Genomic DNA, 11,032 nt, shown 5'->3' with positions numbered 1-11,032 from the left:
GGGCGGGTGGGGGATGGCGGCGGCACGGGGGGCTCCGGGGGGTCGTCCCCCCGGGAAAAGCGAAGGATCCCCGGGAAGCCGCAAAGCGGCGACCAGGGGATCCCAGATCCGTAGCGGGGGCAGGATTTGAACCTGCGACCTCTGGGTTATGAGCCCAGCGAGCTACCGAACTGCTCCACCCCGCGGTGATGGGACGAGTCTATGGCATGGGGTGGGGTGGTGCGAACGGGCCGGACGTCAGCAGGTGGGGACTTCGCCTTTGCCGGTGGTGAGGGCGTTGATGGCCTGGACGGTGTTGTGGAGGGTGTCGGCGCGGATGAGGCGGAGGCCGTCGGGGCGGGACGAGGCGGCGTCGGGGCAGTTGTCCTTGGGGGTGAGGAAGACGGTGGCGCCGGCCTTGCGGGCGGCGATCATTTTCTGCTGGATGCCGCCGATGGGGCCGACTTCGCCCTTGGGGGTGATGGTGCCGGTGCCGGCGATGAAGCGGCCCTGGGTGAGGGGGCCCGGGGTGAGCTTGTCGATGATGGCGAGGGAGAACATGAGGCCGGCGGAGGGGCCGCCGATGTCGCCGACGCTGATGTCGATCTTGAACGGGAACTTGTACTGGTCGGAGATGACGACGCCGACGGCGGCGCGGTCTCCGCCGGGGGTGGCGACGGTCTTGAGGGTGGTGGTGCCCGCCTTGCCGGCGCGGCTGTAGGCGAGGGAGACGCTGTCGCCGATCTTGTGCTTGGCCATGGTGCCGGTGATCTGGGCGACGTTGGTGACCTTGGCGCCGTCGACGGCGGTGATCTCGTCGCCGGGCTTGAGGACGCCGTCCGCGGGGCGGCCCTTCTGGATGCCGTCGATGACGACGCGGGTGGTGACGGGGATGCCGAGTTCGTGGAGGGCGGCGGCTTCGGCGCTCTGCTGGGAGTCCTGCATCTGGCGGGTGTTCTCTTCGTCGACCTTCTTGGGCGACTCGTCCTCCGGGAAGATCGTCTCTTCGGGGACGATGGCGGTGTCGCCGGCGATCCAGCCGCGGAGGGCGGTGAAGAGGTCGATGCGGCCGCCAGGTCCGCCGCGGTAGGTGACGGTGGTGAAGTTCAGGTGGCCGGCGTCGGGGTAGGTCTGGCGGCCGTCGATCCTGATGAGGGGCTGGCCTTTGTCGTTGGTGCCGAGGGTGTTGCTCGTCGGACCGGGCATCAGCGCGACGTACGGGACCGGCATGGCGGAGCCGATGATGGCGAGCACGAGGACTATCACGCTCGCGGCGGTGAGCGTGGCGGCACGACGGGACATGCCCGAAACTCTATGCGGTCGGGGCCGTCAGCACGCGCCGACCCATTCGTCGCCGCCGTCGGCGAAGGTCTGGTGTTTCCAGATGGGGACGTTCGCCTTGAGGTCGTCGATGAGCTGCCGGCAGGCGGCGAACGCTTCGGCGCGGTGGGCGCTGGACGCGGCGGCGATGACGGCGAGGTCGCCGACGCGCAGGTCGCCGACGCGGTGGACGGCCGCGAGCCCGTGGACGGGATGGTCGGCGGCGACCTTCTCCATGACGGCGCGGAGCTGCTGTTCGGCGCTGGGGTGGGCGGAGTAGTCGAGGCCGTTGACGGTGCGGGCGTGGTCGTGGTCGCGCACGGTCCCGATGAAGACGGCGATGCCGCCGGCTCCGGGAGCGGCGACGGCGCCCAAGACCTCGTCTACAGACAGGGTCTCGGCACGGACGCCGGCCAACCTGATCACGCCGTCCGGGCCCGGCCTGTCCTGGTCTGTGCTGCCCTGGCTCACGCTGTCGCGGCTCACGTCCCGCAGGCTACCCGGCGGCCGGGCCGCCCGGTTCGTCCGGATCGAAGGTGGCGGCGAGGGCCTCGGCGAGGGCGGGGACGAGGTCGGGCCCGGTGAGGACCTCGTCGTCGTTGTCGTGGCGGCGGAGCCGGAGCGCGGAGTGCCGGGCGCCGTCGCGCAGCACGCCGACGATCATGCGGACGTCCTCCCGTCCTGGATGGGACGCGGCGAACGCGGCGGCCTCGGCGTCGTCGTCGGGGATGTCGTCCTCGGCCTCGGGCGGCAGGACGACGCGTTCCATCACGAGGGCGCAGCCTTCGACGGTGTCGGGCCAGGCGATGGCGGCGAGGGAGTCCTCGACGGCGTCGCGTTCGGGGAGGGCGGGCTGTTCGAGCGCGGCGAGGGTGTCGGCGCCCGGATCCAGGCCGAGCTGGTCGGCGAGCTCTGGTTCGGCCTGGCGGAGCTCGGTGCTGCGCACGAGGGCGTAGAGGCGGGGCGCGGCGTCCCAGCCTTCTTGCGCCGAGTGGCGTTCGAGGTCCAGGACGACTTCTTCGAGGAGGCTCACGGGGCCCATCTTTCCTCCTTTCGGCACGAGGACATGCGGGAACCCCCGCGCCAGTCGGTAAGTTGCTTCTACAGCACCGGCGGGCGGCCGGTGGCGAGATCTCGATCGAGGGGGTCACTTGACCTTCCGGACTCCCGGCTTCGGGCGCCGGCTCGGTACCGGACGGACGCGGCTGGTGCTGCCGGCTCTGGTGGCGCTCGCCGTGCTCTTGATCGGGTTCATGGTCTTCACGGCGACGTACACGAACCTGCTCTGGTACGACTCCATCGGCTTCGCGAAGGTGTACACGACGCAGCTGCAGGCGAAGGTGGTGCTGTTCTTCGGGGCGGGGCTGCTGATGACGCTGCTGGTGGGCGCGAACGTGGCGGTGGCGTACCGGCTGCGGCCCGCGTACCGTCCGCTGTCGGTGGAGCAGCAGGGCCTGGAGCGGTACCGGGCGGTGATCGATCCGCGGCGGCGGCTGATCGCGTGGTCGCTGCTGGGGCTGCTCGGGATCCTGACGGGCTCGTCGGTCGCGGGCCAGTGGGCGGTGTGGCTGGCGTTCCTGAACCGGACGCCGTTCGGCGTGGAGGACCCGCAGTTCCACAAGGACGTGTCGTTCTACGTCTTCACGTATCCGTTCCTGCGGCTGGTCCTCGGTGTGGTCTTCGCCACGGTGATCCTGTCGATCCTGGCCGCGGTGATGGTGCACTACCTGTACGGGGGGCTGCGGCTGCAGGGGCCCGGCGACAAGGCGAGCCCGCCCGCGCGCGCCCACCTGTCGGTGCTGTTCGGGCTGTTCATCCTGTTGAAGGCGGTCGCGTACTGGTTCGACCGGTACGGCCTGGTGCATTCGGAGCGGGGCGCGACGACCGGCGCGTCCTATACCGATGTCAACGCGCTGCTCCCGGCGAAGACCATCCTGATGATCATCGCATTGCTGTGCGCGGTGATGTTCTTCAGCAACCTGCTGCGGCGCGGGATGATGCTGCCGGGCGTCGGGCTCACGCTGCTGGTGCTGTCGGCGATCCTGCTCGGCGGGGTGTACCCGCTGCTGATCAAGCAGTTCCAGGTGAAGCCGGACGAGCTGGCCAAGGAGCGCCAGTACATCCAGCGCACCATCGAGTCCACCCGGCAGGCGTACGGCGTGGACGGCGCGAAGGTCGTCCCGTACGGGACCCAGCCGGTGACGGACAAGAAGAAGCTGCAGGAGGAGGCCGACAAGCTGGGCGGCGTGCGCGTCCTCGACCCGGCGGTGGTCGGCGAGACGTTCCGGCAGTTCCAGCAGATCAGGCCGTTCTACCAGTTCCCCGACACGCTGGACGTCGACCGCTACCAGGTGGACGGCAGGCCGGTCGACACGATCGTCGCGCTGCGGGAGCTGTCCCGGGCGCCGGCGGAGCAGCGGAGCTGGGTCAAGGACCATCTGGTCTACACGCACGGCTACGGCTTCGTGTCCGCGTTCGGGGACCGGTTCGCCGAGGGCAACGTGCCCGATTTCATCACCAAGAACATGCCGGTCTCCCCCGAGCAGAAGATCAGGGTGGCGAAGCCGGAGATCTACTTCGGGGAGCGGTCGCCGCGGTACTCGGTCGTCGGCGGGCGCGGCCAGCAGGAGCTGAACTACCCGGACGACAACAGCAAGACGGGCCAGCAGAGCAGCAACTACGACGGCGACGGCGGCGTCCCCATCGACTCGTTCTTCCACAAGCTGCTGTTCTCGGCGAAGTTCCAGGACAAGAACCTCCTGCTCTCCGGCGCGATCGACCAGAACGCGAAGATCCTCTACGACCGGTCGCCGCGGCAGATGGTGCAGAAGGCGGCGCCGTGGCTGACGCTGGACGGCGACCCGTACCCGGCCGTGGTGAACGGCCGCATCCTGTGGATCGTGGACGGCTACACGACGTCCAACAGCTACCCGTACTCGGAGGAGATCAGCCTCGGCGACGGGACCCGCGACACGATCACCGACACGCGGTCGGCGGTGGCGCGGCAGGCCGACGACCACATCAACTACATGCGGAACTCGGTGAAGGCGACGGTGGACGCCTACGACGGCTCCGTGCGCCTGTACCAGTGGGACGAGAACGACCCGATCACCAAGACGTGGATGAAGGTGTTCGACGACACCGTCCAGCCGAAGTCGTCGATCCCGCCTGAGCTGGAGGCCCATTTCCGCTACCCGCAGGACCTGTTCAAGGTGCAGCGGAAGATCCTCACCCAATACCACGTGACCGACCCGTCGGCGTTCTACAACGGCGAGGGCTTCTGGGAGGTGCCCGAGGACCCGTCCGCGAAGGGCAAGCGACAGCCGCCGTACTACCAGAGCCTGCGGATGCCGGGCCAGGACGCCGAGTCGTTCGCGCTGACGACGGTGTTCACCCCGGGTGGCAACACGCGCGCCAACCCGCAGCTCGCCGCGTTCATGTCGGTCGGGTCGACGCCGGGACGCGACTACGGGCAGATCCAGATCTTGCAGATGCCGCGCAACGCCCAGCCGCCGGGGCCCGGTCAGGTGCAGAACTCGTTCGAGACGGACCAGAAGGTGAAGGGCGACCTGTTCACGCTGAGACAGGGCGGCACGAAGACCGTGCCTGGCAACCTGCTGACGATCCCGTTCGGCGGGGGCCTGCTGTACGTCGAGCCGATGTACACGAAGGCGGCGGGGGGCAAGGAGAGCCAGCCGTACCCGATCCTCGGCAAGATCCTCGTCCGGTACGGCAACAGCATCGTCGCCGCGGACACGCTGGACGACGCGATGGAGCAGCTCCTCGGCGGCGCGGGCGGGCCGCCGGCGGGCACCCCGCCGGCGGGCGGGCAGCTCAGCCCTGAGCTGCAGAAGGCCCGTGCCGACCTGCGGAAGGCCCTGCAGGACTTCGAGACCGCCCAGAAGAGCGGCGACTACGCGAAGATGGGCGAGGCCTGGCGGAAGATCAAGGAGGCGGAGGCCGCGCTGTGGACGGCGGGCCGGCCCGCGCCGGGGTCGCAGCCGAGCCCGTCGCCGAAGCCGTCCGGGTCGCCGTCCGGTTCCCCGAGCCCGACCGTCACACCGTCCGCAAGCTGAGACACCGGCGATTTCCCAGGCCGGGGCAGGGTCAGCGGCGGCGTTTGCGGGCGCGGCGGATGGCGGCGGCCGCGCCGATCGCGGCGACGGTGGCGCCCGCGGCGGTCGCCATGGTGGCCTCCTTGCCGCCGACGCGGCGTCCGACGACGGCGTGCCGCCCGGCGGTCTCCTCCATCACGGCGCGCAGCGCGCCGGCGTTGTCGTACAGGGGTTTCCAGCCGGCGGCGCGGAGCCGCGCGCAGTCCACGACCCAGGGGTAGGCGACGTAGTGCAGGTCGGTGGCGGGCGCGGGCGTCATGCCGAGCCGGTGCAGCCGCTGCGCCATCCCGAACGTGAGCGCGGCGGGCAGCTCGAAGCTCCGCTTCCCGGTGATCCCCGTCACCTCGTCGGCGCCGAGCCAGCCCTCGCAGCCGACCGCCAGGGGCCCGGTGATGTTCTCGGTGACGACGACGTCCAGCGCGGACGCGAGGTCCTCGATGTGGCAGAACTGCCAGCCGGGCGTGCTGCCCTTGACCGACAGCAGCCGCGGCGCCTCGAAATGCCGGGTGATGACCGTGTCGACGCCGGGCCCGGCCAGCGCGGCCGGGCGGACGACGGTGACGTCCAGCCCAGGGTGGGTGACCGGCGCGGTCACGGCCAGCTCCTCCATCTCCAGGTAGTCCCCGGCGATGGACGTGCTGGCCTCGGCGAGCAGCGGCGCGTCCTCGTGCAGCGGGACCTCGTTGCCGGGCTCCGCCCCGTACACCATCGCGGACGTGACGAGGACCACCCGGCGGACCCGGGCTGCGGCGGCCGCGGTGACGACGGTCTGGGCACCGCGGACGTTGTGGGTGCGGCGCTCGCGGGGATCGACGTCCGGGGAGTGCTCGACGTCCAGGTTGACGATCACGTCGACGTCCGACAGCCGGTTGGACAGCAGCGGGTCGCGGATGTCGACGACACGCCACGTGACCCCTGGCACATCGCCGCGCTGCCCGTCGATGGCGACGACCTTGCGGATCTCCTGCCGGTCGGCGAGCCGGGCGGCCAGCAGCCGTCCCGCACCGGATGCGGCGCCGGTGACGGCGACGACCGGGCCCTTGCTACGCCGAGGGCGAACCTTGCCCGTTGCCACGGGGGTGCCCCCTTCCTTGTGTACGCGACCTTGCCAGGACCGGCTAACGTTGCGGATATGAGCCCATCATGCATCCCAGGGGCGATCCGATGAGCAACACTCCCTTCGGCTTCAATCGTCCCGGCGACGGTGACGACGACGACCGGCCCCAGGATCCATTCAAGGGCATGGGCGGCGACATGGCGCAGTTCGCCGACATGCTGCACCGGTTCGCCGACATGATCGGCGGCCAGGGCATGGGCGGCGGCGGTGGGCCCCTGAACTGGGATCTGGCCAAGAACATCGCGCGGCACCAGGTGGTGGAGCAGGGTGACCCGTCGGTCGTCGACGCCGAGCGGCGCCAGGTCGAGGAGGCGCTGCGCCTGGCCGACCTGTGGCTGGACGAGAAGACGACGCTGCCCGCCGGGATCCGGACGCCGCAGGCGTGGAGCCGGTCCGAGTGGATCGAGCAGACGCTCCCGGTGTGGGCGAAGGTGTGCGACCCGATCGCGACCCGCATGGTCGAGTCGATGGGCGGCGCGCTCGGCGGCACGGGCGACGACATCCCCGCCGACATGCAGGCGATGGCCGGTCCGCTGATCGGGATGGTCAAGCAGATGGCGGGCGCGATGGTCGGCGGCCAGGCGGGGCAGGCGCTCGGCGCGCTGGCCCGCGAGGTGACCGGCTCCGCCGATGTGGGCCTGCCGCTCGCGCCGGACGGCGTCGGCGCGCTGCTGCCCGCGGGCGTCGAGGCGTTCGGCTCGGGCCTTGAGGTCTCCGGCGACGAGGTCCGGCTGTATCTGGCGCTGCGGGAGGCCGCCCACCAGCGGCTTTTCGCGCATGTGCCGTGGCTGCGCTCGCATCTGCTGGGCGCGGTCGAGGAGTACGCGCGGGGCATCACCGTCGATCTGTCGGGCATCGAGCAGGCCGTCCAGGGCCTTGATCTGTCCAACCCGGAGGCGATCCAGGAGGCGCTCGGCGGCGAGATCCAGCTCCAGCCTGAGGAGACGCCGCGGCAGAAGGCGGCGCTGGCCCGGCTGGAGACGACGCTCGCGCTGGTCGAGGGCTGGGTCGACACGGTCGTGAACGAGGCGGCGCAGGGACGCCTGCCCGGTTCGGTGAAGCTGGCCGAGGCGGTGCGGCGGCGCCGCGCGACGGGCGGCCCGGCGGAGCGGACGTTCGCGACGCTCGTCGGCCTGGAGCTGCGGCCGCGGCGGCTGCGCGAGGCGGCGGCGCTGTGGCGGACGCTCACGGAGGTGCGGGGCGCACAGGGCCGGGACGCGATCTGGGACCACCCCGACCTGCTCCCGACGTCCGGCGACCTCGACGACCCGGAGGGGTTCGTCCACGGGCGCGAGGAGATCGAGGGCCTGTCCGACCTGGACCTGTCCAAGCTCACCAAGGCCCAGGACGAGGGCGAAGCCGAAAAGCCGGGCGACAAGCCAGGCGAGGCGCCCGACGCCAAGCCGGATGACGAGGACAGCCTGGGCGACGGTCCGTCCAGCGCCAAGCCAGACGACGACAAGCCAGGCGACAACGGGCCAGGCGATGACAAGCCAGGCGACGGCGGGCCAGGCGACAGCGGGCCGGACGACGGCGGGTCTCGCGCATGAGCCTGTCGCGTGAGTCGCACGGGGTGCCGTTGTCGCGCGTTAACGGCTGCCGGTACGCGCCCGGGTCGTCCACGAACGCGATCAGGCGGCGCGTCGCGCGGGCGAGCCTGTGCTGGCAACGGCCCGTCGACCAGGAGCGTCGGCGCCGCCATCCCGTCAACTCCCGTTACCCGCGGGTGGGCCGCTCGTGACGCAGGGCGCGCCGCGAGGCCCCCTGTACGAGGACGCCGTGCGCGTCCTGTCGTCGTGGGAAGCGCCCGACGCCGGGCAGGACGACGTCCGGCGCGGTTTCCTCCGGCACCTGGAGGAGTACCCGGCGGACGGGATGTGGCGGGAGTGCGCGGCGGGCCACATCACCGCCAGCACCGCCGTTCTCGACGCGTCCCGCGGCCGGGTGCTGCTGACCTTGCACGCGAAGTTCAAGCTGTGGTTCCAGCTCGGCGGGCACTGCGAGCCCGGCGACGTCACGCTCGCGGACGTGGCGCTGCGGGAGGCGACGGAGGAGTCGGGCATCGGGGATCTGCGGCTGCTGCCGGGGCCCGTCCAGCTCGACCGGCACGCGGTCCGCTGCCACCCGGACGGCACCTGGCATCTCGACGTCCAGTACGCGGCGATCGCCCCGGCGGACGCGCGGCACACGGTGAGCGACGAGTCGGACGCCCTCGGCTGGTTCCCGGTGGACGGCCTCCCCGAGCCCACCGACGACGCTCTCCGGCGGCTCGTGGCGCGCTGTCAGGAACTCAGCGGGTGACCTTCGAGGAGCGCGCGGGTGTTCTCCCAGCCCTCCAGGCCGGGGTCGAGAAACCGCAGGTCATCGCTGGTGCGGAGGCGATGCCAGCCGGGCCCCTGCGGGACGAGTCCCGGCCGCGGGGCGGCGGCGCGCAGCCGGGCCAGCGCGTCCGGCGTATCGAGATCGACCTCCCGCAGGACGGCGGCGAGCCAGCCGGGCAGCGGCAGCCGCGCCGCCAGCGCGACCAGCCCGGCGGGGTGGGCGGCGCAGGCGGCGGACGGGGCGTGCCCGAGGGCGCGGAACAGCTTGCCGATCAGCAGTGGCGGCAGGTCGGGGGCGTCCGGCGCGACCAGCGCGGCGGTGCCGGCGCCGAGCGCGTGCAGCGCCGCGAACGCGCCCGCGAGCGTCGGTTCCCGGACGATCGGCGTCCCGGGCCAGGTCACGGCCTCGGCGTCCGGCTGGTCCGGCGGGTCGAGGACGAGCGCGGACGTCACCAGTTCGAGCCCGGCGACGACCTCGTAGGTGTCCTCAAGCAGGGCGAGCCGGAACTCGCCGGGGTCGATGCCCGGCGGGACGTCCGGCGGCCGGCGGGGGAACGAGAGCACCGCGGCGAACCGCGCCGGCGCTCCGGGGATCGGGGCCTGGCGGGGGTCGGGCGGGTGGGTCACCCGGCGACCTCGTGCGGGAAGTCGTCCCCGTGGTGGACGCCGTCGTCGGCGATCTCGTCGTCGGGGGCGTCCGCCTCAAGGGGCAGGTGCGCGGCGGCGGCGACGCCCTCCAGGTAGCCGCGGGCCCGGTCGGCCTTCGGGTAGTTGCCGACCAGCTCCCAGAAGTCGGCGCCGTGCCCCGGGATGAGCAGGTGCGCCAGCTCGTGGACGAGAACGTAGTCGACGACCCACCCCGGCATGCCGCGCAGGCGTGTGGAAAGCCGGATCGTGCCGTCGTCGGGGGTGCACGACCCCCAGCGGGTGCGCTGGTTCGCGACCCAGCGGACGCTGACCGGGTCGGCGCGGCCGTCCAGGTAGCGGCGTGACAGCTCCCTGGCCCGCGACTGGAGGTCGGCGTCGCTCGGACGCCGCCGGCGTTCCCTCTCCTCCAGCCGCTCCAGGATGGTCGCGATCCACTGTTCCTCTTCGGCCTTGCTCAGCCTGGACGGAACCATCACCACCACCTTGTCGCCGTCGCGGTAGGCGGACACGGTTCGCCGGCGCCTCGCGCTTCGACGGACCTCAACGTTAGGGGGCACGCCTGAACCGTACTCGAAATTTTGCGTCCACCACAGGGGGTGTTTGACGTTGTCGCAGGTCAGAGGCTCTGTTTTTGACAGACGTTCACTCACAGGTGAACCGCGGGACGCGCTTGTCGCGCTGCGCCGCGAGCCCCTCCAGCATGTCCTTGGACGACATCGTGACGGGCTGCGCGAGCGACTCCCAGCGCAGCGCCGACTCCAGGTCCCCGTGCCCGCCGCCGGACAGCGCCGCCTTCGTGAGCCGGGTCGCGATCGGGGCCTGCGCGGCGACCCGTCCGGCAACGGTGAGCGCCTCGTCCAGGACCCGGTCGCGGGGGACGGCCCGGTTGACCAGGCCGTACCGTTCGGCTTCGGCGCCGGTGACGACCCGTCCGGCCAGGAGCATCTCGCGGGCCAGCGGCAGCCCGGCGACCTCGGGAAGCAGCCAGGTCGCGGCCATGCCGGGATGCAGCCCGAGCGCGGTGAACGGGGCGAGGAGCTTGGCGTCGGACGCCGCGTACCGCAGGTCGCAGGCCAGCGCGAGGCACAGTCCGGCGCCGACGGCGTGCCCGTTGACGGCGGCGATCGTCGGGACCTCCAGGGTGCGGATCGTCAGCCACGTCCGGTAGAAGGTCAGCATCCGGTCGCGGAGCGCGGGGACGGCGACGTCGCCGGTGTCCGCGAGCCAGGAGAGGTCGCCGCCGGAACTGAACGCGCTGCCCGCGCCGGTCACGACGACGCACCGCAGGGCCCCGTCGCCGCGAAGGTCCTCGATCGCGGTCCGCCACGCGGCGGTCAGCTCGTCCGACATCGCGTTGCGGCGGCCGGGGTCGTTCAACGTCAGGACGGCGATCCCGCCCGGACGCCGTTCGACGAGCAGCACCTCACCAACCTCTTCGGCCATGGCCCGCACCGTACCGCCCCACCCCCTCCCGCGTTCGCCCGCCGGCCTCGGCCACGGCGTGAGAAAGCGCACACTTACCAGGTCGTCCC

General features: G+C 71.9%; 10 protein-coding genes and 1 tRNA gene. 3 read left to right on the top strand and 8 right to left on the bottom strand.

Going from position 1 to position 11,032, the window contains the following annotated elements; translation table 11 throughout:
- Positions 1-111 precede the first annotated feature (111 nt).
- The 4 genes from ACH34T_RS24905 to ACH34T_RS24890 all read right to left on the bottom strand — a co-directional run bounded on the left by ACH34T_RS24905 (position 112) and on the right by ACH34T_RS24890 (position 2,341).
- Positions 112-185, bottom strand: a tRNA-Met gene (locus ACH34T_RS24905).
- A gap of 52 nt (positions 186-237) precedes the next feature.
- Positions 238-1,281, bottom strand: coding sequence for a PDZ domain-containing protein (locus tag ACH34T_RS24900; RefSeq protein ID WP_396023321.1), 1,044 nt, complete (start codon positions 1,279-1,281; stop codon positions 238-240).
- Between the two features lie 27 nt (positions 1,282-1,308).
- The gene (locus ACH34T_RS24895; RefSeq protein ID WP_396023324.1) at positions 1,309-1,725 is read right to left on the bottom strand and encodes a molybdenum cofactor biosynthesis protein MoaE; all 417 of its coding nucleotides are present in this window, start codon (positions 1,723-1,725) and stop codon (positions 1,309-1,311) included.
- Between the two features lie 70 nt (positions 1,726-1,795).
- A complete protein-coding gene (locus ACH34T_RS24890) occupies positions 1,796-2,341 on the bottom strand; it encodes a PPA1309 family protein (RefSeq protein ID WP_396023320.1) in 546 nt (181 codons plus the stop codon).
- Between the two features lie 109 nt (positions 2,342-2,450).
- Between ACH34T_RS24890 and ACH34T_RS24885 the strand changes: the two genes are divergently transcribed.
- Positions 2,451-5,375: a UPF0182 family protein gene (locus ACH34T_RS24885; RefSeq protein ID WP_396023319.1), complete on the top strand. Its 2,925-nt coding sequence runs from the start codon at positions 2,451-2,453 to the stop codon at positions 5,373-5,375.
- A 31-nt stretch (positions 5,376-5,406) separates the two neighbouring features.
- Here ACH34T_RS24885 and ACH34T_RS24880 read toward each other — a convergent pair whose 3' ends face one another.
- Positions 5,407-6,489 carry an NAD-dependent epimerase/dehydratase family protein gene (locus ACH34T_RS24880; protein ID WP_396023318.1) on the bottom strand — a complete coding sequence of 361 codons (1,083 nt, stop codon included), beginning with the start codon at positions 6,487-6,489 and terminating at the stop codon, positions 5,407-5,409.
- 89 nt (positions 6,490-6,578) lie between these two features.
- Between ACH34T_RS24880 and ACH34T_RS24875 the strand changes: the two genes are divergently transcribed.
- Both ACH34T_RS24875 and ACH34T_RS24870 read left to right on the top strand, forming a co-directional pair.
- Complete coding sequence (locus ACH34T_RS24875; protein WP_396023317.1) at positions 6,579-8,081, top strand: zinc-dependent metalloprotease; 1,503 nt, start codon at positions 6,579-6,581, stop codon at positions 8,079-8,081.
- 187 nt (positions 8,082-8,268) lie between these two features.
- Positions 8,269-8,832 carry an NUDIX hydrolase gene (locus tag ACH34T_RS24870; RefSeq protein ID WP_396023316.1) on the top strand — a complete coding sequence of 188 codons (564 nt, stop codon included), beginning with the start codon at positions 8,269-8,271 and terminating at the stop codon, positions 8,830-8,832.
- On the opposite strand, the gene ACH34T_RS24865 is transcribed toward ACH34T_RS24870, so the two are convergent.
- From ACH34T_RS24865 to ACH34T_RS24855, 3 genes are all read right to left on the bottom strand, one after another.
- Complete coding sequence (locus ACH34T_RS24865; RefSeq protein WP_396023315.1) at positions 8,814-9,479, bottom strand: hypothetical protein; 666 nt, start codon at positions 9,477-9,479, stop codon at positions 8,814-8,816. The genes ACH34T_RS24870 and ACH34T_RS24865 overlap by 19 nt on opposite strands.
- Positions 9,476-10,009: a M48 family metallopeptidase gene (locus ACH34T_RS24860; RefSeq protein WP_396023314.1), complete on the bottom strand. Its 534-nt coding sequence runs from the start codon at positions 10,007-10,009 to the stop codon at positions 9,476-9,478. The genes ACH34T_RS24865 and ACH34T_RS24860 overlap by 4 nt, the downstream gene beginning before the upstream one ends.
- A 133-nt stretch (positions 10,010-10,142) precedes the next feature.
- The gene (locus ACH34T_RS24855) at positions 10,143-10,943 is read right to left on the bottom strand and encodes an enoyl-CoA hydratase/isomerase family protein (RefSeq protein ID WP_396023313.1); all 801 of its coding nucleotides are present in this window, start codon (positions 10,941-10,943) and stop codon (positions 10,143-10,145) included.
- Positions 10,944-11,032 lie beyond the last annotated feature (89 nt).

Origin of the sequence: Actinomadura sp. 9N215 (assembly GCF_044326345.1) — a bacterium.
Classification (GTDB): Bacteria; Actinomycetota; Actinomycetes; order Streptosporangiales; family Streptosporangiaceae; genus Spirillospora.
The sequence above is the reverse complement of the archived record's forward strand: the minus strand, read 5'-3'. Positions and strand labels throughout refer to the sequence as shown.